We start from the raw sequence: 22,805 nt of genomic DNA on the forward strand, positions 1-22,805 counted from the left end.
TTCTCAATAGGTCCACCGTGGACCTATATTGTGAGGTGAACATGAAAGGAATGAGCAAAATGCCGCAGTTCAATTTGCGGTGGCCTAAAGAAGTATTGGATTTGGTACGCAAGGTGGCGGAAGAGAATGGTCGGTCTGTTAATTCTGAGATTTATCAGCGAGTAATGGAAAGCTTTAAGAAGGAAGGGCGCATTGGTGCGTAAAGTTGAAGCCCCAACTGCTGGAACAGTCAGGGCTTCGGTATCAACAAAACTTACGAGGTATTATTGATATGTCAAGCTTAGCAAAGTCAACTGTAAATTGCACTAATAGCATCATCATTTCTGACGTCAAGATTCATATGGATTCAGAGGGGCGTTACTCGCTTAATGACCTTCATGTAGCGTCTGGGAAGGAGGAAAAACATCAGCCAGCTTTCTTCATGCGTAGAAATGAAACTATTGAATTGATTAATGAAATTTTTAATTCTGCGGATATGCAGAATAAGAATCCCGTCCTTTCTAAGAAAGGTCGATATGGTGGAACCTACGTGTGCAAGGAGCTTGTTTACTCCTACGCCATGTGGATTAGTGCATCCTTTGCGCTGAAGGTTATCCGTGCATATGACGCAATGGTTACTGCCACACAAGATAGGAAGGCTATTGGAGGTAAAACTTCAGTAGCTGAACGCACACCGCTACGAGATGCAGTAAACATGCTGGTAGGAAAGAAAGGACTTCGCTATGACGATGCATACAATATGGTTCATCAGCGTTTTGGTATTGACAGCATTGATGAACTTTCAATTGAACAAATCCCGCAAGCTGTAGAGTACATCCACAGGGTGGTGCTTGAAGGTGAGTTCATCGGCAAACAAGAGAGGAAAGTCAACGAGCTTTCTGCAAAAGAAGCAAACAGCCTTGTATGGTTATGGGATTATGCCAACCGCTCACAGGCATTATTCCGCAAACTGTATCCGGCGCTGAAACAAATTCAATCGAACTATTCCGGCAGATGCTACGACTATGGTCATGAGTTCTCGTATGTTATCGGAATGGCAAGAGACGTTTTAATAAACCACACACGAGATGTTGATATCAATGAGCCAGACGGACCAACGAATCTTTCCGCATGGATGAGACTTAAGAATAAAGAATTACCTCCTTCAGTACATAACTACTGACAGATAACCAACGCAACGACCCAGCTTCGGCTGGGTTTTTTTATGCCCAAAATTCACCGTAGCCATGCTGCGGCGATTCCTTGTATCTGGAGCAAATTAAATGACAGACATTACAGCCAATGTGATTGTATCGATGCCTTCGCAACTCTTCACTATGGCACGTTCTTTTAAAGCCGTAGCCAATGGCAAAATTTATATAGGAAAAATTGACACTGACCCGGTAAATCCTGAAAACCAGATTCAGGTTTATGTGGAGAATGAGGATGGTTCTCACGTTCCTGTTTCACAACCAATCATCATTAACGCTGCTGGATATCCGGTATATAACGGACAGATTGCCAAGTTCGTAACTGTGCAAGGCCACTCTATGGCTGTTTATGATGCATATGGTGCGCAGCAGTTCTATTTTCCTAATGTGCTGAAGTACGACCCGGATCAGTTAAGGCAGCAGATTGAAGACCCTGATGGGGCAACCAAATATCCCGCATTGCAGATTTCTCGCTGGCGTGATGATTTAGACGTGCGTGGATGGGGAGTATTCCCGGATGGTACAGATGTTACTGCTAAACTGTGTGAGGCATTGGATTATGCTAACGGTGATTATTCACAATTAGTTGAGTATGGGAAAAACAGAAAATCATTGCATATCCCTCCAGGCGATTATGTCGTTGATATGACCAAGCTGACTGGCATTCATGCTTCTGCTGGTCGCTTTGTGATCCGCTGTAACGTTGATTGTGTTGGCCGAATCCCTAACGGGGATTTCCTAATCCTTCATAGTAAATCTATAAATGTAACTGGCCTTTCATGTAAATCGTTATACATTAGAGGGCTACAGTTTTCTATTATCTCGAACATTGATACGACCGGCGATATAAGATTTTTTTCATCAGACGCATACACTCTGCCTGGGTTGGTTGTATGGGGTGGCGGGAGTTATTGGAATCATTTTGTACGCATCAAAACAGGTACTGCGGCAGGTGGTGGCAGATTCATAATTGACATCTCTGATGGATCTATAAATCAAAATACATTTGAGCAGCTTTGCGGTGGTGGTCTGATCATAACTGGATCAGGTTTTAGTCGCCAGACCGGTGCTCCGTATGAGGGGAACGCAAACACATTTATAGGTCTTGACACATCGGGAAGCGGCGATTATTTGCTCTATAACAATAGCACCCCAAATCAGCATAATGTTGTGATAGGTTTGTATGGCGAGGTTACGGGCAATGGGAAAATACGTGGGCCGTGGACCATACTTGGCGCGCGTGCGCAATTTGGGGGCTGGGCCTCAACCATGAGCCCCATGAATACCATATTAGGGACAGACCCTACAGCAGGCTCACAGGGAGGAGAGACGTTCAGTGTCTCCGGTTCTAATCTTTGCCCTTCTGGAGATTGGTCGGTTATTGAAGGAGTCTACGGAGCACCGATTGACTTTTCCCTTTTAACTATACCGAACGAACGAAAGGTTGGTTCTGACCCTAATGAACCATCTGGCTGCGGTAGATGGTTTGGAGTCACTAACGCATCTCAACGTTGCAGAATAACCCTAAATTTAACTAAAACACAGTCAGGTTTCATTCGTGGAGCTTTTTACTTTAAAGGCGACACACCGCTTGAGATAGCTATAGAAGCTCAAGATGGTACTAATACCATCTATATGCCAGTTAATATGTTCTACGATATGGGTGTTGGAGGGTGGAAGTTATACAAAGTTTCAGCGCCAACCAACGACAAAAGTAAAGCATACAGATTAAGGATTACAGTTGAATCCGGAATGAGCGCTTATGTTGGAGGAGCGTATTTTAGCCAGTATAACGGAACCTTTCTTCCAGTATTCTGCGGATGGGAGAAAGTAAAAATGAGATCTAGCGTAAAGCCTACTGTGACAGAGAACACAGGTTCTTTCCCAATCGGCTTGGTGTCCTACAGAACATCTCCAGCAACATATCCTTCCGACCCTACTGTCCAATGGGTGTGGAATGGAAGTACATGGGGGATTGTGAATATTTCTGCCTAACCAATAGCGGCATGCTTCAAACATGCCGCTTCAAAATTATCTTGGAATATTTTTCTCGATATATTTATAGCTTAGTAGTGCAAAAGCTACAGATGTTATAAATACAATAAAAATAAACGAGAAGCTTTTTGATAAATCAGCCATCCCAAGCCAATCTATCATCTTAAAGCATAATATAAACGTAATTGGATGAACTAAATACAAAGAGTATGAAGCATCACCAATCATGATGAAAATACGTGGTATTTTGATGTTGTCTTGTATGTAGTCAGAGCATGCAGTAAAGCATGCAAACATTATGCAAAAATATTTCCCTGAATGAAAAATCCCATGCCCAGCATCAAACTGTGTTATGTAAGCCCATACAGGGATTATGATTCCAATCGAAATTAATGGTATTGCAATCCTTTTGTCTCTAATTGAAAAGTTACCACTTTTGTATAGGATAGCAATAATCGCACCGAAGACAAACTCCCAAATCAGGCTTTGCATGGTTAAATTTATATATCCTAAACCTTCAATTTTTGGTCTGTCGAATACACCCGCAATAGATGGCAAAGCTAACAGTGTAATGAAAAACCATAATATATAAAATGTATACCTAAACTTCCCCAGCGCTATTCCAATGGCGCAAACTAAATAAAAATATATTTCATAATTGAGGGTCCATCCAACGAACAATGATGGAGGCCCAAAGTATATAGGTGACTCAGTGTTTAGTGGAATGAAAAGCAAACCTTTGATTATGTTTGTTAATTCAAATGAGCTAGATGATTGGTTATATGAAAACCCATGCATTAAAGATAAATCAACATTTTTAACAATGACTATATATGCAATAGTCATGATGAAATATAGAGGCCAAACTCTTAAGAAACGTTTTTTAATAAACTTTATCAAATCATTGCTTTGGTAGCTATGAGACGTATAAATTATGATAAAACCACTAATGATGAAAAATAAATCAACTCCGAATGCACCAGGCCAAAATAATCGCTGAGCCAGCCATTCATATTCTGTTCCTTTCAAAAAATCCCTTGCATGGCAAAGTACGACAAGCATAGCTGCAATAGCCCTAAGCGCCTGTATATACTGAAGGTTATTCTTTCTTGGTGGACTGTTATCGATTTCCAAAATACACCTATAATAGTTTTTTGATAAGTATCAGTAGCTTCTGAAAGGTCTGAAGTTTAGCACCACAAACGCTATTGATCGACACCGCCGATCAGTAATACTGTATTAATATACAGTATCCATCGGAGGTGAGTTATGGGATTCCCGAGTCCAGCACAAGACTACGTTGAAGAGCGCATATCGCTCGACAAGTGCATCATAAGCAGGCCAGCGGCAACGTACTTCATGCGAGCGGGTGCGACGCACTACCGGGAAGGTATCCTGAATGGCGCGCTGCTGGTTGTGGATGCTTCGCTATCACCATGCGACGGCTCATTACTTGTTTGCAGAATGGAAGGTGAGCTGAGGATTAAGCGATACCGCAAATCACCCAAGGTTCACCTGGAAGATTTGCAGACAGGAAGAAGGGAGGCTATACCTCTGCACGATGACGGAACGAGCCCTGATGCGATATTTGGCGTAATCACCTACATCATCAACGATGCGCGGACGGGTGAGTTTGATGATTGCCCGGTGATGTGAGACAGAAATGAGACACAAAAAGCTTTGCACTGAATTGCAAGGCTTAGTGCTGTCAGAGATATAGCGTTGGTTAGCCCACCTTTTCATCAAGCCAATCCGCCCACCACTGCATCATCTCCCTGCGCTTATCGAGATACTGAGCATGGTTGTAAATTCCACGCACAGATCCGCCATTGGCATGTGCCAGTTGCACTTCAATAGCATCAGCAGGCCATTCGTGCTCGTTCATAATCGTACTGAATTCATGCCTGAATCCGTGACCGCTTTCCAGACCCTCATAGCCGATTTGTTTGATCACAAGTAATACCGCGTTCTCGCAGATTGGCTTCTTCTTATCATTACGCCCGGCAAAAACAAACTCTGATACTGGTTTGGTGATGGAGCTTAACGTAGTGAGAAGTTCAACCACTTGGTCCGACATCGGGACCACATGAATCTTGCGTCCCTTCATCACACTGGCGTCGATAGTGATAATCCTGTTTTCAAAATCGACGTTCTTCCATAGCATAGAACGAAGCTCTTTCGTTCTTAGGGCTGTGTAGCGTAAAACTTTGGTCGCAATGAGCGATACGATACTTCCTGAAAATGTTGCCAGTGCTTTGTTGAATGTCGGGATCTGGTCTGCAGGAAGAAACGGGAAGTTCTTCTTGCGGTATCCCTTCATGGCGTCAGCAAGATCAGGTGCCGGGTTATATTTAGCCCTTCCGGTGACAATAGCGTAACGGAAAACCTCGCCGCATCTTCTGCGTGCTTTGTTGGCTCGTTCCATTGCACCGCGATCTTCAAACCTGCGGATTACTTCAAGAAGTTGCATCGGCTCAATATCCTGAATTTCAAGACCGCCGATGATGGGTAAAATGTCGTCATCAAACATTTTGGCAAGTTCAGTCGTATACCCTACAGACCAGACTTGCTTCTTGTGCTCGTACCATTCCTTGTAAATGGCGCTAAAGGAATTGTTGTTAGACGAAGCCTTTTTCGCCTTTACCGGATCGATGCCAACCGAGATGTCTTTCCTCGCAGTCCATGCTTTATCCCTTGCCTCTTGCAAAGTCATAAGCGGATATTTTCCGACGGTCAGGATTTTCTCCTTACCGTCAATCTTGTAGCGAAGCTGCCATACCTTTTTCCCTGACACAGGGACATAAAGGTACAGGCCATTACCATCGAGAAGGCGGTATGGTTTTTCTTTCGGCTTTGCTGCTTCAATCTGCTTAACGGTGAGCATGGGTAAAAATCCGGTGGGTAAAATTATTTTATCCACTTTTTACCCGTCATGGAGTGCGGCTGTCAACGATCTGACGCGAACCATTACGAACTGTGAATCTACGGAAGGCTTGATATTCAGGGGATTTTGCGGACTGGTACGGATGGGAGCGAACTGATAAATGGTGTCCCCTGCAGGAATCGAACCTGCAATTAGCCCTTAGGAGGGGCTCGTTATATCCATTTAACTAAGAGGACAATGCGGCATGAGTATAACCGCTATTAAACAGCGGAGTAAGTACACCGCCACTCGATTGCTTAAACCCTCGCCACTTACACCGGGTTTTTATCATTTTTCTTAATAGTTTCCGCACATTCTGCTTTCTGGCGGGCCTCTTCTTTACGCTTGTTACTCATATCGTTGCGGATCTGTGCATGGCTCATTAACGCGAAGATGAAAGTGCCGCCGCAAATATTCCCCGCCAGAGTAGGTAGCGCAAATGGCCAGATGAAATCGCTCCAGTGCAGCGTGCCGTTAAATACCAGATAGAGGATCTCTACAGAACCCACGACGATGTGAGTGGTGTCACCCAGGGCGATAAGCCACGTCATTAATATAATTACCACAATCTTTGCCGCTCCTGCCGCAGGGAACATCCATACCATTGTGGCTATCAGCCAGCCGGAGATAATCGCGTTGGCAAACATCTCGCTGGGGGTGTTTTTCATTACATCCATGCCGATTTTGACAAACGCATCGCGGGTTTCTTCATTAAAGATAGGCATATACTCAAACGCCCACGCCGCAATACCTGTTCCAAGAATATTACCCAGCAACACGACGCCCCATAACCGCATCAGTAAGCCGATGTTGCCGATAGTCGGTTTTTGCATTACCGGCAGTACCGCAGTTACGGTATTCTCAGTAAATAATTGCTGGCGTGCCATAATGACGATAATAAAACCAAAGGTATAACCCAGATTCTCCAGCAAAAAACTCCCCGGTACACCTTCCAGTTCGACATGAAATATACCTTTTGCCAGTAGCGAAGCGCCCATCGACAGGCCCGCAGCAATAGCTGACCACAGTAGCGCCATTGCGTCGCGTTCCAGCTCTTTTTCGCCGTCCTGGCGGATATGCTCGTGAATAGCCATCGCTCTGGAGGGGAGTCGGTCTTCATCTATTTCTATTTTTTTCCCGCGTTCTTTTTCTTCACTCTCTACTTCAAGTTCGTCGCTGTGTTTATCTATTTTGTCGTTATCCATGGTGTCGTCTCTTGAATTAGCACGCATAGCTAAAGCGTAGCGGCTTTTTTGCTCGCAACTGGCGGGAGTTACTCTGAAAATGTATAAAAGGCCGCGTTTGCCTTTTTCTGTTTCTACGGAATCAAGTAGCCTACAGGGCGGCGATTACCAGGCTATGATCAAATCAGCATTTCAGGGCGTCTGGACATCAGTTGACGTGCTGCTACAATCGCCCACACCTAAACAGGCGGATACGGTATCGTTCCGTCATGGATGGCAAACTGCATAAGCCATAAAAAGCCATAAAAAACAGGGAGACATTTATGAAGCTTCGCCTGTCGGCGCTTGCTCTGGGAACTACGCTTCTGGTGGGGTGTGCGAGTTCCGGTACAGATCAGCAAGGGCGTTCAGACCCGTTAGAAGGGTTCAACCGCACCATGTACAATTTTAACTTCAATGTGTTAGACCCGTATGTGGTTCGACCGGTAGCTGTCGCCTGGCGTGATTATGTTCCGCAACCGGCGCGTAACGGTTTGAGCAATTTTACCGGCAACCTTGAAGAACCTGCGGTGATGGTTAACTATTTCCTGCAGGGCGACCCTTATCAGGGGATGGTTCACTTTACCCGCTTTTTCCTGAACACCATTTTGGGGATGGGCGGCTTTATTGATGTTGCGGGGATGGCGAATCCGAAACTGCAACGTACTGAACCTCACCGTTTTGGTAGTACGCTCGGTCACTATGGCGTGGGCTATGGGCCGTATGTTCAGTTACCGTTCTACGGTAGTTTCACGCTGCGTGATGACGGCGGTGATATGGCAGATGCTCTTTACCCGGTACTTTCCTGGTTGACCTGGCCGATGTCTGTGGGTAAATGGACGCTTGAAGGGATCGAAACCCGTGCGCAGTTACTGGATTCCGACGGTCTGCTTCGTCAGTCGTCCGATCCTTATATTATGGTTCGCGAGGCTTACTTCCAGCGTCATGATTTCATCGCCAATGGCGGCGAACTCAAACCGCAGGAAAACCCGAACGCGCAAGCGATTCAGGATGATTTAAAAGATATCGATTCTGAATAAGATGCAAATAAAAAAGGTGAGTCGTAAAACTCACCTTTTTTCTTATTAAGCTAACGTGTTATTAGAACGCGTAGTTAAAGTTAGTCCCGAACAGCCAGGCTTTACCTTCAGACTCGAATTGATATGGACCTTCGTTGATCTTCACGCTCTGACCGTGCATATAAGAGACGCCGACATCTACAGAAGCATCTTTATTAAATGCGTAAGTAGTACCTGCGCTCAGCCAGAAACGGTCCTGATCCGGAATGGAGATAGAACGGTTCTGTGCCGGAACTGGGCTGTCATCGAAGGCAATGCCGGTACGGAAGGTCCAGTTATCATCGTAGTAATAAGTTGTACCCAACGCGATGCGGTAAGCATCTTTAAAGCCTTCATGTTTCTGGAACAGCGTGTCGCCACCGGTTGAGGTTGCTTTCAGTTGTTGGAACTGACTCCAACTGGTGTAAGCCAGGCTATAGTGAATCGCCCACTGCGGATCAACACGGTTATAACCAGACACTTCCCACATTTCAGGCAGGTTCAGCGTCAGATAACCCGACTGCGTTGCGCCACCTGTAGCACCAGGCAAACCGAGATTGTAGTTATTCAGGCCAATTGGCAAGTCGCTGCTGTAGTTACCTTTGAAGTCAATTTTTACCTCAGAACGGTAGGTCAACGCGTAGCGGTTGTTTTTATCCAGTTCATACAGGATCCCGGCGTTCCAGCCAAAGCCCCACTGGTTGCCGTTCAGATGAGCAATTTTGGTGTTACTTTCAATATCATTAGCGGCTGCAGCCAGCGCTTGTCCCTGTGGTGTCCGTCCGGCGGGAGATTGCATAATCTGACCAGCAACCAGTTGCCCCAGATCACCTGCAAAACGTTCAATTTTTGCACGAGCATAGACGGCGTTAAGACCAAGACCGAAACTCCAGGCGTTGTTTAAGCGGTAGGCACCGCTTAAATTCATATTCACGGTTTCGAGGTCGGTTGTACCACCGACAGAACCGCCTGCATAAGTGTCATTAAACTCTGTCGCCAGACCATAGTTAGAGGTAATGGAAGCCCCCCAACCAAATTGGTCGTTAATCGGCGCAACAAAGTGTGCGTTCGGAACCCATGCTGTAGGTGCGATGTTATCCGCGTCGAGGCTACGACCAGACGGAGAAGTTCCGCTGATATTCACATCCGGATCAATATAAACCGCACCCGCAGAAAAAGTCGGGCGGTCAAACATGGTAATCAACGCGGGGTTACGGCTGACATTACCAGCATCATCGGCAATAGCGCCTTCCCCTGAATAAGCCCGACCCAGGCCAGAGGAAGAAAATTCGTTTAACTGAAAGCCTGCCGACCAGGCCTGGGTGGAGATAAGTGCCACTGCGACTGCGAGAGCAGACTTTGTAAACAGGGTTTTCTGGCTCATGACCATAACCTCAATAATTTATTTTTATACAAACTATGTTACGTGCTGTAACAGGAGCGCGAAGTGTAGGGGCTGATGTACATCTTAGAAATCAGACCAGTGGCGAGAGTATAGGTCTGACCAGATGGAATGTTGCAAGTATGTTTCTATATTTTTTCAAATATGATCTAAGAAACGCGATCCAGTTGGCAAAATTTGGAGGTGGCGCACTCATTCATCCAGGTGAATTTTGTTTTAGATCATTTTTAAGTGTGATTTCGGTCACTTATCTGATTTTGCAGAATTAACAACTGGAGCAGCACTTTTCAGAAGCGTAAAATATCCGTAACGTTTATCTGGCACCTTGGGTGCACATACAGAGGAAATCAACGATGAGTAAATGTAGTGCTGATGAAACCCCGGTTTGCTGCTGTATGGATGTTGGCACCATTATGGACAACTCCGATTGCACCGCGTCTTACAGCCGCGTGTTTGCAAACCGCGCAGAAGCAGAACAAACGCTGGCGGCGCTGACTGAAAAAGCCCGTAGCGTAGAATCCGAACCATGCAAAATCACCCCGACTTTCACTGAAGAGTCTGACGGTGTTCGCCTGGATATTGATTTCACTTTTGCCTGCGAAGCTGAAATGCTGATTTTCCAGTTGGGTCTGCGTTAATTCCTCTCGGGTACATACGCCCCTGCCAGGTTGTTGGCAGGGGCGTTTTATTTTCTCTTCTTCTTTTCTCTCTGTGTCATAGCTCCCACTTTCCCTTTTCTCCACTTGGCTAAATGTAAAAAATAGTTAAGACTATGATCAGGTCAGACCACTTTATGTCTTTTTTTACAGGGGAGTGTTATGGGTCAGGTTTTACCGCTGGTTACCCGCCAGGGCGATCGCATCGCCATCGTTAGCGGGTTACGTACGCCTTTTGCTCGCCAGGCAACGGCTTTTCATGGCATTCCCGCTGTTGATTTGGGGAAGATGGTCGTCGGTGAGCTGCTGGCACGTAGTGAGATCCCCGCCGAAGTGATTGAACAACTGGTCTTTGGTCGGGTTGTGCAAATGCCAGAGGCTCCCAATATTGCGCGTGAAATTGTTCTTGGCACTGGAATGAACGTCCATACCGACGCATACAGCGTCAGCCGAGCTTGCGCTACCAGTTTCCAGGCGGTTGCGAACGTGGCCGAAAGCCTGATGGCGGGAACCATCCGCGCCGGTATTGCTGGCGGGGCCGATTCCTCTTCGGTATTGCCAATTGGCGTCAGTAAAAAACTGGCGCGCGTGTTGGTTGATGTCAACAAAGCCCGCACGCTGAGCCAGCGTCTTAAACTCTTCTCCAGCTTGCGTTTGCGTGACTTAATGCCTGTTCCGCCTGCGGTAGCGGAATATTCCACCGGTTTGCGAATGGGCGATACCGCCGAACAAATGGCGAAAACCTACGGTATCACCCGCGAACAGCAAGATGCACTGGCGCACCGTTCGCACCAGCGTGCTGCCCAGGCATGGTCAGAAGGCAAACTCAAAGAAGAGGTGATGACCGCCTTTATCCCTCCTTATAAACAACCCCTCGCGGAAGACAACAATATTCGCGGTAATTCCACGCTTGCTGATTACGCAAAACTGCGTCCGGCATTTGACCGTAAACACGGAACGGTAACTGCGGCGAACAGTACGCCTCTGACCGATGGCGCGGCGGCAGTGATCCTGATGACCGAATCGCGAGCGAAAGAATTAGGGCTGGTGCCGCTGGGATATCTGCGCAGTTACGCGTTTACCGCTATTGATGTCTGGCAGGACATGTTGCTCGGTCCGGCCTGGTCAACGCCGCTGGCGCTGGAGAGAGCAGGCCTGACGATGGCCGATCTGACATTGATTGATATGCATGAAGCATTTGCCGCCCAGACGCTGGCAAATATTCAGTTGCTGGGTAGCGAACGTTTTGCCCGCGATGTGCTGGGGCGTGCACATGCCACTGGCGAAGTGGACGATAGCAAATTTAACGTGCTTGGCGGTTCCATTGCTTATGGTCATCCCTTCGCGGCAACCGGCGCGCGGATGATTACCCAGACATTACACGAACTTCGCCGTCGCGGCGGTGGATTTGGTTTAGTGACCGCCTGTGCCGCAGGTGGACTTGGTGCGGCAATGGTTCTGGAGGCGGAATAATGGAAATGGTATCGGCTTTTACCCTAAATGTACGTCTGGACAATATTGCCGTCATCACCATTGACGTTCCCGGCGAAAGAATGAATACCCTGAAGGCAGAGTTTGCCTCGCAGGTGCGCGCCATTATTAAACAACTCCGCGAAAATAAAGAACTTCGAGGCGTAGTGTTTATCTCCGCTAAACCGGACAACTTTATTGCCGGTGCAGACATCAACATGATTGGCAACTGCAAAACCGCGCAAGAAGCGGAAGCACTGGCGCGGCAGGGCCAACAGTTGATGGCGGAAATTCATGCTTTGCCAGTTCCTGTTATTGCCGCCATTCACGGCGCTTGCCTGGGCGGTGGTCTGGAGCTGGCACTGGCGTGCCACGGTCGTATCTGTACAGACGACTCTAAAACCGTGCTCGGCTTGCCGGAAGTACAACTTGGGTTGTTACCTGGTTCAGGCGGCACCCAGCGTTTACCGCGCCTGATCGGCGTCAGCACAGCACTAGAGATGATCCTCACTGGCAAGCAACTACGGGCAAAGCAGGCGTTAAAGCTGGGGCTGGTGGATGACGTCGTTCCGCATTCTATTTTACTGGAAGCCGCTGTAGAGCTGGCGAAGCAGGAGCGTACAGTTTCTCGGACTCTCCCGATTCGTGAACGAGTGATGGCCGGGCCATTAGGTCGTGCGCTGTTATTCAAAATGGCAGGCAAGAAAACAGAACAGAAAACCCAGGGCAACTACCCGGCGACAGAACGCATTCTTGAGGTTATCGAAACAGGATTAGCGCAGGGCTCCAGTAGCGGTTATGACGCTGAAGCACGGGCCTTTGGCGAACTGGCAATGACATCGCAATCACAGGCTCTGCGTAATATCTTTTTTGCCAGTACCGACGTGAAGAAAGATCCTGGCAGCGATGTTGCCCCCGCCCCATTAAATAGCGTGGGGATATTAGGTGGTGGCTTGATGGGCGGTGGTATTGCTTACGTTACAGCCGGTAAAGCGGGGCTACCTGTAAGAATTAAAGATATCAACGCCCAGGGCATAAATCATGCTTTGAAATACAGTTGGGATCAGTTGGAGGGGAAAGTGCGCCGCCGGCATATCAAAGCCAGTGAACGCGACAAACAATTGGCGCTGATTTCAGGTTCTATGGATTATCACGGTTTTTCCCATCGCGATCTGATTATTGAAGCAGTGTTTGAAAATCTCGAATTAAAACAACAGATGGTGGCGGAAGTGGAGCAAAACTGCGCCCCTCATACAATTTTTGCCTCCAATACCTCATCTTTACAGATTAGCGATATTGCCGCTCACGCCTCACGACCAGGGCAGGTTATCGGCCTGCATTTCTTCAGCCCGGTAGAAAAAATGCCGCTGGTAGAAATCATTCCTCACGCCGGGACATCGGCGCAAACCCTCGCCACCACGGTAAAACTGGCGAAAAAACAGGGCAAAACGCCAATCGTGGTGCAGGATAAAGCCGGATTTTACGTTAATCGCATTCTGGCACCTTACATTAATGAAGCTATCCGCATGTTGACCGAAGGTGAGCGTGTTGAGCACATTGATGCCGCACTGGTTAAATTTGGTTTTCCGGTGGGACCAATCCAACTTTTGGATGAGGTAGGAATCGACACAGGGACTAAAATTATTCCTGTACTGGAAGCAACTTATGGAGAACGTTTTAGTGCGCCTGCAAATGTTGTTTCTTCAATTTTGAACGACGATCGTAAAGGTAGAAAAAATGGCCGGGGTTTCTATCTTTACCGCCAAAAAGGGCGTAAAAGCAAAAAACAGGTTGATCCCGCCATTTACCCGTTGATTGGCGCGCAAGGGCAGGGGCGACTGTCCGCACCGCAGGTTGCTGAACGGTGTGTGATGTTGATGCTGAATGAAGCAGTACGTTGTCTGGACGAGCAGGTTATCCGTAGCGTGCGAGACGGGGATATTGGCGCAGTATTTGGAATTGGTTTTCCGCCATTTCTCGGTGGTCCGTTCCGCTATATCGATTCTCTCGGCGCGGGCGAAGTGGTTGCAATAATGCAACGACTGGCCGCGCAATATGGTTCCCGTTTTACCCCTTGCGAGCGTTTACTTGAGATGAGTGAGCATGGGGAAAGTTTTTGGAAAACAACTGCAACTGACCTGCAATAAGAAGGTCAAAGCTATATGAATCCGCGCTGAATGGTGGAGCCTTGGTTAAAATGTAAACGCATATTGACTATACTTACGCCATTGAGGTAAAAAACAGCGTTTCATTCGGTGAATGGATAAGGCACAATGCCGGCCACCGTCTTCTTTCTCTGGTTTCAGATGAAAGAAGACGGGTGAATCTGGTTAACAAAAGCGGTGCAATATGCAAGTTTTTATCATGCGTCACGGCGACGCAGCCCTCGATGCCGCCAGTGATTCGGTTCGTCCTCTGACCACTAACGGTTGTGACGAATCTCGCCTGATGGCGAACTGGCTGAAAGGTCAAAAAGTGGAAGTCGAACGTGTTCTGGTGAGCCCGTTCCTGCGAGCCGAGCAAACTCTGGATGTCGTAGGTGATTGTATGGAACTGCCATCCAGTGTCGAAGTTCTGCCAGAATTGACGCCCTGCGGCGATGTCGGTCTGGTTAGTGCTTATCTTCAGGCATTGACCAACGAGGGAGTCGGGTCGGTACTGGTTATCTCTCACTTACCCTTAGTCGGTTATCTGGTAGCCGAGTTATGTCCGGGCGAAACGCCGCCTATGTTTACCACTTCAGCTATTGCCAGCGTAACGCTTGATGAAAGCGGAAAAGGCGAATTTAACTGGCAGATGAGCCCGTGTAATTTGAAAATGGCAAAAGCGATATAATTACGCAACGTTTATATCGCATATCAACTTTCAGAGAGCCACTTAAGTGGCTCTTGTTGTATTGAATGTCAGGGAAGTTCTGGCGGCAGCCACTCTTCCACTTCAATCAATACCAATAACGCCGCGTCGCCGCCGTACTCTTTTGGTGCCTGGTGAAATGCCATCACATGCGGATGCTGTGCCAGCCACAGTGGTGTTTGTTGCTTCAAAATATGCTTACCGTGCCCATGCATCACACAGGCGCAAAACACATGTTCACGGCGACAGGCGGCAATTAATGCGCCCAGTTCCTGTTTGGCTTGTAGCTGCGTCAGGCCGTGCAAATCAAGAAACAACTCCGGCGAATAATCACCGCGTCGCAGTTTCTTCGCCTCAAAATGACTGACATCCGGGCGGACATATTTAACCGGGCCTTCGGTATTTAATAACGGCTGAAATTCATCAGAGAAATAATGGCTGGCATCAGCCTGCTCCTGAATCAACCGCTTGACCGGCACTTCGCTGACTTTTTTTCGTTGTGGTCGATGGACAATCGTGTCCTGCTTAATCTTGCGAGTACCCGCCATCAACTGGCGAAACAGGGCCTGATCCTCCTCGCTGAGAGTTGTTTTCTTTTTCATCTATGCATCTCTATTTTATTTTTCCTACAGTTTACCCGACTCGTAGCGCAATCGATCGGCCAAAACATAATTTTCCTGCGTCATTGCCGCATGAATGCTGATTTATCGTCATCTTCATGGCAAACTAGCCGCCGAAATTAATGCGACCATGCCCTGGAGGAATACGTGGATAAAATTTTCGTTGATGAAGCAGTAAATGAACTGCAAACCATTCAGGACATGTTGCGCTGGTCGGTTAGCCGCTTCAGCGCGGCAAATATCTGGTACGGTCATGGCACCGACAACCCGTGGGACGAAGCGGTGCAACTGGTATTGCCGTCGCTCTACCTGCCGCTGGATATTCCGGAAGATATGCGCAACGCCCGTCTGACCTCCAGCGAAAAACACCGTATTGTTGAGCGCGTGATCCGCCGCGTCAACGAGCGCGTTCCGGTTGCCTATCTGACCAACAAAGCCTGGTTCTGCGGCCATGAATTTTACGTCGATGAACGCGTGCTGGTGCCGCGTTCACCGATTGGTGAACTGATCAACAATAAATTTGCCGGACTTATCAGCAAGCAACCGCAACATATTCTGGATATGTGTACCGGTAGTGGCTGCATTGCTATTGCCTGCGCTTATGCCTTCCCGGAAGCGGAAGTCGACGCGGTGGACATCTCTCCCGACGCGCTGGCGGTAGCCGAACAGAACATTGAAGAACATGGTCTGATCCACAACGTCATACCGATTCGTTCCGATCTGTTCCGTGATTTGCCGAAAGTGCAGTACGACCTGATCGTCACCAACCCGCCGTATGTCGATGCGGAAGATATGTCCGACCTGCCAAACGAATACCGTCACGAGCCGGAGCTGGGGCTGGCGTCTGGCACTGATGGCCTGAAACTGACACGTCGCATTCTCGGCAACGCGGCGGATTATCTTGCTGATGATGGTGTACTGATTTGTGAAGTCGGCAACAGCATGGTACATCTGATGGAACAATATCCGGATGTTCCGTTCACCTGGCTGGAGTTTGATAACGGTGGCGATGGTGTGTTTATGCTCACCAAAGCGCAGCTTATTGCGGCACGAGAACATTTTGGTATTTATAAAGATTAAATTTACTCGTCATTCTTCAAGTTGCATGTGCTGCGTCTGCGGGTTATTCGGTTCATCCATGGGCCTCCCCCCTTACGGGGCCGCTGCAAGTAGCGTTCAAATCCGCTCCATGCGGATTTGTCGTTCACCCCAGTCACTTACTTCTGTAAGCTCCTGGGGATTCACTCACTTGTCGCCTTCCTGCAACTTGAATTATTTAGAGTAAAAAATGCAAACACAACAATAACGGAGCCGTGATGGCTGGAAACACAATTGGACAACTCTTTCGCGTAACCACCTTCGGTGAATCGCACGGGCTTGCGCTCGGTTGCATCGTCGATGGTGTTCCGCCAGGCATCCCGCTGACGGAAGCAGACCTGCAACACGATCTCGACCGGCGTCGCCCGGGGACATCGCGCTATACCACCCAGCGTCGTGAACCGGATCAGGTCAAAATTCTTTCCGGCGTTTTTGAAGGTGTCACCAGCGGCACCAGTATTGGCTTGTTGATCGAAAACACCGACCAGCGCTCTCAAGATTACAGCGCAATTAAAGACGTTTTCCGTCCGGGTCATGCCGATTACACCTACGAACAAAAATACGGCCTGCGCGATTATCGCGGCGGCGGACGTTCTTCCGCCCGTGAAACCGCCATGCGCGTTGCGGCTGGAGCAATTGCTAAAAAATATCTCGCCGGAAAATTTGGCATCGAAATTCGCGGCTGCCTGAGCCAGATGGGCGACATTCCACTGGAAATCAAAGACTGGTCGCAAGTTGAACAAAATCCGTTCTTCTGCCCGGACCCGGATAAAATCGACGCGTTAGATGAGTTGATGCGCGCGCTGAAAAAAGAGGGCGACTCCATCGGTGCGAAAGTGACTGTTGTTGCCAGTGGCGTACCCGCCGGACTTGGCGAACCGGTATTTGATCGCCTGGATGCTGACATCGCCCACGCGTTGATGAGCATTAATGCGGTGAAAGGCGTGGAAATTGGCGACGGTTTTGACGTGGTGGCGCTGCGTGGCAGCCAAAACCGTGACGAAATCACCAAAGAAGGTTTTCAGAGCGACCATGCGGGCGGTATTCTCGGTGGTATCAGCAGCGGGCAGCAAATCATTGCCCATATGGCGCTAAAACCGACCTCCAGCATTACCGTGCCTGGGCGTACAATTAACCGCTTTGGCGAAGAAGTTGAGATGATCACCAAAGGCCGTCACGATCCTTGTGTCGGGATCCGCGCGGTGCCGATCGCTGAAGCGATGCTGGCAATCGTTTTGATGGATCACCTGTTACGACAACGGGCGCAAAATGCCGATGTGAAGACTGATATTCCACGCTGGTAAAAAATGAACAAAACTGCGATTGCGCTGCTGGCCCTGCTTGCCAGTAGCACCAGCCTGGCAGCAACGCCGTGGCAAAAAATTACCCAACCTGTGCCGGGTAGCGCACAATCGATAGGCAGTTTTTCCAATGGCTGTATCGTCGGCGCTGACACGCTGCCGATACAGTCCGAACATTATCAGGTGATGCGTACCGATCAGCGTCGCTATTTCGGTCATCCGGATCTGGTGATGTTTATCCAGCGTCTGAGTAGCCAGGTGAACAATCTGGGTATGGGGACGGTGCTGATTGGCGATATGGGGATGCCCGCTGGTGGGCGTTTCAACGGCGGCCACGCCAGCCACCAGACCGGACTGGATGTCGATATCTTCCTGCAACTGCCGAAAACTCGCTGGACCGCCGCGCAACTTTTGCGTCCGCAGGCGCTGGATTTGGTTTCCCGTGATGGCAAGCATGTCGTCCCAACGCTGTGGAAGCCGGAAATTTTCAGTCTGATCAAACTTGCTGCGCAGGACAAAGACGTGACGCGCATTTTTGTTAATCCGGCGATTAAACAACAACTTTGCCTTGATGCAGGCACCGATCGTGACTGGTTGCGGAAAGTGCGACCCTGGTTCCAGCATCGCGCACATATGCATGTACGATTACGTTGTCCTGCCGATAGCCTGGAGTGTGAAGACCAACCTTTACCACCGCCGGGCGATGGTTGCGGGGCAGAACTGCAAAGCTGGTTTGAACCACCAAAACCGGGAACAACAAAGCCTGAGAAGAAGACACCGCCTCCGTTGCCGCCTTCCTGCCAGGCGCTACTGGATGAGCACGTGATCTAATGGAAACGTTTAATAGCCTGTTTATGGTTTCCCCGCTGTTGCTGGGAGTTCTCTTTTTTGTCGCGATACTGGCGGGATTTATCGACTCGATTGCCGGTGGTGGTGGGTTACTCACTATTCCGGCATTGATGGCGGCGGGGATGTCTCCGGCTAACGCGCTGGCAACTAACAAACTGCAAGCCTGCGGTGGCTCTATTTCCGCCACCATCTACTTTATTCGCCGCAAAGTCGTCAGCTTAAGCGATCAGAAACTCAATATCGCCATGACCTTTGTCGGCTCGATGAGCGGCGCACTGCTGGTGCAGTACGTTAAAGCTGATGTGCTGCGGCAAATTTTACCGATTCTGGTGATTTGTATCGGTCTTTATTTCTTACTGATGCCCAAACTGGGAGAAGAAGATCGCCAGCGTCGGATGTATGGGCTGCCATTTGCGCTGGTCGCAGGGGGCTGCGTTGGTTTTTACGACGGATTCTTTGGCCCGGCAGCCGGATCGTTTTACGCACTGGCCTTCGTTACGCTGTGCGGCTTTAACCTCGCCAAAGCCACCGCCCATGCCAAATTACTTAACGCAACGTCAAACATCGGCGGTCTGCTGCTGTTTATTCTCGGCGGCAAAGTGATTTGGGCGACAGGATTCGTGATGCTGGTGGGGCAGTTCCTCGGCGCGCGTATGGGTTCAAGACTGGTGTTGAGCAAAGGACAAAAACTGATCCGCCCGATGATCGTTATCGTCTCGGCGGTGATGAGTGCCAAATTACTTTATGATAGCCATGGACAGGAGATCCTCCACTGGTTGGGGATGAACTAATGAACAGTACACACCACTACAAGCAGTTGATTGAAATTTTTAATAGCTGCTTTGCCGATGAATTTAATACCCGTCTGATTAAAGGCGACGACGAACCGATCTATCTTCCTGCTGATGCGGAAGTTCCATATAACCGAATCGTCTTTGCTCATGGCTTTTACGCCAGTGCTATCCACGAGATTTCGCACTGGTGTATTGCCGGGAAAGCGCGCCGTGAACTGGTTGATTTTGGTTACTGGTATTGCCCTGACGGACGCGATGCCCGGACGCAAAGCCAGTTTGAAGATGTTGAAGTTAAGCCGCAGGCGCTTGACTGGTTGTTCTGCGTGGCGGCGGGATATCCGTTTAACGTCAGTTGCGACAACCTGGAAGGCGACGTCGAACCGGATCGTGTGGTATTCCAACGACGGGTTCATGCGCAGGTGATGGATTATCTGGCGAACGGTATTCCTGAACGTCCGGCACGCTTCATAAAAGCATTACGAAATTATTATCACACGCCGGAACTTACGGCGGAACAGTTTCCGTGGCCGGAAGTGCTCAACTGAAGCCAGCGCCACGTTTACAATGAGGAAAGAAGATGATCGCGGAGTTTGAATCACGCATTCTGGCATTAATCGACGGTATGGTTGACCATGCCAGTGATGATGAGTTGTTTGCCAGTGGGTATTTGCGTGGCCACCTGACGTTAGCCATCGCAGAACTGGAAAGTGGTGATGACCACTCCGCCCAGGCGGTGCATACAACCGTTAGCCAGAGTCTGGAGAAAGCGATTGGTGCGGGTGAATTGTCGCCACGCGATCAGGCGCTGGTGACCGATATGTGGGAACACCTGTTTCAGCAGGCTTCACAGCAGTAAGTTGTGGCGTCTGGAGCACCATGCCTGATGCGACGCTTACCGCGTCTTATCAGGCCTACAGGTCACACGTAGGTCGGATAAGGCGTTCACGCCGCATCCGACCTTGGGAGCACCATGCCTGATGCGACGCTTATCGCGTCTTATCAGGCCTACAGGTCACACGTGGGTCGGATAAGGCGTTCACGCCGCATCCGACCTTGGGAGCACCATGCCTGATGCGACGCTTACCGCGTCTTATCAGGCCTACAGGTCATACGTAGGTCGGATAAGGCGTTCACGCCGCATCCGACCTTGGGAGCACCATGCCTGATGCGACGCTTACCGCGTCTTATCAGGCTTACAGGTCACACGTAGGTCGGATAAGGCGTTCACGCCGCATCCGGCAAACAATGCCAAAGCAGATTACCCTACCTTAACCGCTTTACCCTTCAATAACTTCCGTACCCATAACCGATTTGGATTTAATGCCGCCAGCGTACTGGCATCCATCGGAACAGGTTCTTCACTCATCTGTGCCGCCAGAATCTCGGCGCACAGCGGGGCAGAGCACAAACCGCGCGAACCCAAAGCAGCAAGCATAAAGAGATCGTCATAGACTGGTGCGCTTACCGCTTCATCTTTCTGTTCCGCCAGCGAGGTATATTCCGCGAGCGTGGCGTCATAATCGGGGACATTTCCCACCATGGGCAGATGATCGCGCGTGGCACAACGTACACCACAACGAGCCTCTTTATCACTGACATCAACTTCTTTCGTCCACTGCGCCTGCGGGAAGCAATCAATCAACCGTTGGCGATTCTGCTGCTGATCGTCCTCACTGTAGGTCGTATCTTCACTACCGCGGTGATAACTGGCACCAATACAATGGTGCTGATTCGCCGGATTTTGTGGTGTGAGATAACCGTCATAGCACAGCACCTGTTTCAGTTTCGCCAGTTCCGGCGTTGTCGGAATATGACTGACCTGCCCGGCAACCGAATACATCGGTAGAGGTGACGTCTGGCTGAATCGGCTGATTTGATGCCCGTTCGCCAGTACCACCACGCTATGCATCACCTGCTGATGATCTGCAAATGTCAGTTGCCACCCGTCATCCTTACGCAATAAATCCTGCAACTGATGTTGATAACGAATCTGCAAACCTTGCTGTTCCGCCTGTTCCAGTACATTACGGGTAAGTTCTGCCGGACATAGCCAGCCGCCTTGCGGATAAGTAATACCGCCACAATTTGTCGCAACACCTGTAATGTTTTCAACCTCATTTGCGTTGACCGCCATCGCCAGATCTGCGGGTAAATCCATCGATAATATCTGCGCGATTTTGTGCTGGCTTTTCTCATCCCAGGCTAGCTGCGTTACGCCGCACCAGTCATGATTAAATTTAACGGGTAATTGACCGTAAAGCCGACGGGCAAAAGTAAATGCATTAGAGAAAAAGCGGTTCAGCGCCTCATCGTGTTTGCTTAATAACGGATACAGCGCTCCCTGACGATTACCAGAAGCACCAAGCGCGGGAGCGTTATCCGCGCAGTAAAGCGTTACCTGCCAGCCGCGCCGCAACAGCGCCAGTGACAACAACGCGCTGGCGATACCGCCGCCAATAATCGCCACTTCCCGTTTGTTGCTACCTGTGCGATTAAACCACGGTGCGGAAGAGGGCAGTGATAATGTCTGTTCCATCACGCCGCAAAGCATCTCCCGTTTCCGCCCAAAACCCTTACGCTTTTGCATCGTGAATCCAGCTTCCTGCAAGCCCCGGCGGACAAAACCGGCAGACGTGAAGGTCGCCAGCGTGCAGCCAGGACGTGCCAGACGCGCCATGGCGTTAAACAGATTTTGCGTCCACATATCCGGGTTTTTCGCTGGCGCAAAGCCGTCCAGAAACCAGGCATCCACTTTTTGATTTAGTGAATTGTCCAGTTGGCTGGTGAGTTCGTTAATATCGCCAAACCATAAATCCAGCGTTACGCGGCCTTCATCGAGCAATAAACGATGACAACCGGGCAAGGGTAAAGGCCACTGCGCCTGAAGCTGTTTCGCCCACGGTGCCAGTTCTGGCCAGTGTTGATGTGCTAACGATAAATCAGCCTGGGTGAGGGGAAATTTCTCAAAACTAATGAAGTGCAATCGCTGCAATTGTGCCTGTGGATGCGCTTCGCGAAACTGATCAAATGCCTGCCATAGCGTCAGGAAGTTTAATCCGGTGCCGAAGCCGCTCTCTGCTACCACAAACAGAGGATGTGGATGTGTGGGAAAACGTGCCTCTAATTGGTTACCCCCCAGAAAAACATAACGCGTCTCTTCCAGTCCGTTATCGTTGGAAAAATAGACATCGTCAAAATCTCGGGAAACAGGTGTACCCTCAGCATTAAATTCGAGGTTGGCAGGTTGTATAGCGTAGTGTTTCACGTAAGTTACTCGTCTTACAGGCGGTGGCTCGATCTTAGCGATGTGTGTCAGGCTGCGCAAATTTCTCTATAAATTGTCTGATCGGACTTGTTCGGCGTACAAGTGTAC

The 22,805-nt window shown here is 49.1% G+C and carries 21 protein-coding genes and 1 tRNA gene; 15 read left to right on the plus strand and 7 right to left on the minus strand.

Annotated elements, in window-relative coordinates; translation table 11 throughout:
- The first annotated feature begins 41 nt into the window (after positions 1-41).
- The 3 genes from C1192_RS00005 to C1192_RS25540 all read left to right on the plus strand — a co-directional run bounded on the left by C1192_RS00005 (position 42) and on the right by C1192_RS25540 (position 3,185).
- Positions 42-203, plus strand: coding sequence for an Arc family DNA-binding protein (locus C1192_RS00005; RefSeq protein WP_000677939.1), 162 nt, complete (start codon positions 42-44; stop codon positions 201-203).
- 68 nt (positions 204-271) lie between these two features.
- On the plus strand, positions 272-1,162 hold the full coding sequence (locus tag C1192_RS00010) for a P22AR C-terminal domain-containing protein (RefSeq protein ID WP_038354834.1): 891 nt from the start codon (positions 272-274) through the stop codon (positions 1,160-1,162).
- Positions 1,163-1,262: 100 nt separating this feature from the next.
- Complete coding sequence (locus tag C1192_RS25540) at positions 1,263-3,185, plus strand: phage head-binding domain-containing protein (protein ID WP_052463014.1); 1,923 nt, start codon at positions 1,263-1,265, stop codon at positions 3,183-3,185.
- Positions 3,186-3,221: 36 nt separating this feature from the next.
- Here the strand turns inward: C1192_RS25540 and C1192_RS00020 are convergent, their stop codons facing one another.
- Positions 3,222-4,319, minus strand: coding sequence for an acyltransferase family protein (locus tag C1192_RS00020; RefSeq protein WP_072006442.1), 1,098 nt, complete (start codon positions 4,317-4,319; stop codon positions 3,222-3,224).
- A 135-nt stretch (positions 4,320-4,454) separates the two neighbouring features.
- Here C1192_RS00020 and C1192_RS00025 point away from each other — a divergent pair, with 135 nt between their 5' ends.
- A complete protein-coding gene (locus tag C1192_RS00025; protein WP_038354832.1) occupies positions 4,455-4,841 on the plus strand; it encodes a HumD family translesion DNA polymerase in 387 nt (128 codons plus the stop codon).
- 70 nt (positions 4,842-4,911) lie between these two features.
- Here the strand turns inward: C1192_RS00025 and intS are convergent, their stop codons facing one another.
- From intS to C1192_RS00040, 3 genes are all read right to left on the minus strand, one after another.
- Positions 4,912-6,069: a prophage integrase IntS gene (intS, locus tag C1192_RS00030; protein ID WP_038354833.1), complete on the minus strand. Its 1,158-nt coding sequence runs from the start codon at positions 6,067-6,069 to the stop codon at positions 4,912-4,914.
- Between the two features lie 161 nt (positions 6,070-6,230).
- A tRNA-Arg gene (locus C1192_RS00035) sits at positions 6,231-6,305 on the minus strand.
- A gap of 75 nt (positions 6,306-6,380) precedes the next feature.
- Positions 6,381-7,313 (minus strand): formate/nitrite transporter family protein, encoded by a 933-nt coding sequence (locus tag C1192_RS00040; protein WP_000368110.1) that lies wholly within the window; start codon positions 7,311-7,313, stop codon positions 6,381-6,383.
- A 302-nt stretch (positions 7,314-7,615) separates the two neighbouring features.
- Between C1192_RS00040 and mlaA the strand changes: the two genes are divergently transcribed.
- Complete coding sequence (mlaA, locus tag C1192_RS00050; RefSeq protein WP_000776778.1) at positions 7,616-8,371, plus strand: phospholipid-binding lipoprotein MlaA; 756 nt, start codon at positions 7,616-7,618, stop codon at positions 8,369-8,371.
- 61 nt (positions 8,372-8,432) lie between these two features.
- On the opposite strand, the gene fadL is transcribed toward mlaA, so the two are convergent.
- On the minus strand, positions 8,433-9,773 hold the full coding sequence (fadL, locus tag C1192_RS00055) for a long-chain fatty acid transporter FadL (RefSeq protein ID WP_001516804.1): 1,341 nt from the start codon (positions 9,771-9,773) through the stop codon (positions 8,433-8,435).
- Positions 9,774-10,144: 371 nt separating this feature from the next.
- On the opposite strand from fadL, the gene C1192_RS00065 reads away from it, so the two are divergent.
- The 4 genes from C1192_RS00065 to sixA all read left to right on the plus strand — a co-directional run bounded on the left by C1192_RS00065 (position 10,145) and on the right by sixA (position 14,752).
- Positions 10,145-10,429 (plus strand): YfcZ/YiiS family protein, encoded by a 285-nt coding sequence (locus C1192_RS00065; RefSeq protein WP_001296261.1) that lies wholly within the window; start codon positions 10,145-10,147, stop codon positions 10,427-10,429.
- Positions 10,430-10,609: 180 nt separating this feature from the next.
- Positions 10,610-11,920: an acetyl-CoA C-acyltransferase FadI gene (gene fadI, locus C1192_RS00070; protein ID WP_038355937.1), complete on the plus strand. Its 1,311-nt coding sequence runs from the start codon at positions 10,610-10,612 to the stop codon at positions 11,918-11,920.
- Complete coding sequence (gene fadJ, locus C1192_RS00075) at positions 11,920-14,064, plus strand: fatty acid oxidation complex subunit alpha FadJ (protein ID WP_038355938.1); 2,145 nt, start codon at positions 11,920-11,922, stop codon at positions 14,062-14,064. The genes fadI and fadJ overlap by 1 nt, the downstream gene beginning before the upstream one ends.
- A gap of 202 nt (positions 14,065-14,266) precedes the next feature.
- Positions 14,267-14,752: a phosphohistidine phosphatase SixA gene (sixA, locus tag C1192_RS00080; RefSeq protein WP_001195823.1), complete on the plus strand. Its 486-nt coding sequence runs from the start codon at positions 14,267-14,269 to the stop codon at positions 14,750-14,752.
- A gap of 68 nt (positions 14,753-14,820) precedes the next feature.
- On the opposite strand, the gene smrB is transcribed toward sixA, so the two are convergent.
- Complete coding sequence (gene smrB, locus C1192_RS00085; RefSeq protein ID WP_000730816.1) at positions 14,821-15,372, minus strand: endonuclease SmrB; 552 nt, start codon at positions 15,370-15,372, stop codon at positions 14,821-14,823.
- A gap of 165 nt (positions 15,373-15,537) precedes the next feature.
- Between smrB and prmB the strand changes: the two genes are divergently transcribed.
- The 6 genes from prmB to C1192_RS00115 all read left to right on the plus strand — a co-directional run bounded on the left by prmB (position 15,538) and on the right by C1192_RS00115 (position 20,288).
- Positions 15,538-16,470, plus strand: a complete 933-nt coding sequence (gene prmB, locus C1192_RS00090) for a 50S ribosomal protein L3 N(5)-glutamine methyltransferase (protein WP_001516801.1) — start codon at positions 15,538-15,540, stop codon at positions 16,468-16,470.
- 236 nt (positions 16,471-16,706) lie between these two features.
- Positions 16,707-17,792: a chorismate synthase gene (gene aroC, locus C1192_RS00095; RefSeq protein WP_038355939.1), complete on the plus strand. Its 1,086-nt coding sequence runs from the start codon at positions 16,707-16,709 to the stop codon at positions 17,790-17,792.
- Between the two features lie 3 nt (positions 17,793-17,795).
- The gene (gene mepA / locus C1192_RS00100; protein ID WP_001043833.1) at positions 17,796-18,620 is read left to right on the plus strand and encodes a penicillin-insensitive murein endopeptidase; all 825 of its coding nucleotides are present in this window, start codon (positions 17,796-17,798) and stop codon (positions 18,618-18,620) included.
- Positions 18,620-19,429, plus strand: a complete 810-nt coding sequence (locus tag C1192_RS00105; protein WP_000447350.1) for a sulfite exporter TauE/SafE family protein — start codon at positions 18,620-18,622, stop codon at positions 19,427-19,429. The genes mepA and C1192_RS00105 overlap by 1 nt, the downstream gene beginning before the upstream one ends.
- Entirely contained in the window at positions 19,429-19,977 is a 549-nt protein-coding gene (epmC, locus tag C1192_RS00110; RefSeq protein WP_016262190.1) for an elongation factor P hydroxylase, read from the plus strand. The genes C1192_RS00105 and epmC overlap by 1 nt, the downstream gene beginning before the upstream one ends.
- A 32-nt stretch (positions 19,978-20,009) precedes the next feature.
- Entirely contained in the window at positions 20,010-20,288 is a 279-nt protein-coding gene (locus tag C1192_RS00115) for a YfcL family protein (RefSeq protein ID WP_000559761.1), read from the plus strand.
- Between the two features lie 402 nt (positions 20,289-20,690).
- Here C1192_RS00115 and mnmC read toward each other — a convergent pair whose 3' ends face one another.
- Complete coding sequence (mnmC, locus tag C1192_RS00120) at positions 20,691-22,697, minus strand: bifunctional tRNA (5-methylaminomethyl-2-thiouridine)(34)-methyltransferase MnmC2/FAD-dependent 5-carboxymethylaminomethyl-2-thiouridine(34) oxidoreductase MnmC1 (protein WP_038355940.1); 2,007 nt, start codon at positions 22,695-22,697, stop codon at positions 20,691-20,693.
- Positions 22,698-22,805 lie beyond the last annotated feature (108 nt).

Origin of the sequence: Escherichia marmotae, from assembly GCF_002900365.1 — a bacterium.
GTDB classification, from domain to species: Bacteria; Pseudomonadota; Gammaproteobacteria; order Enterobacterales; family Enterobacteriaceae; genus Escherichia; species Escherichia marmotae.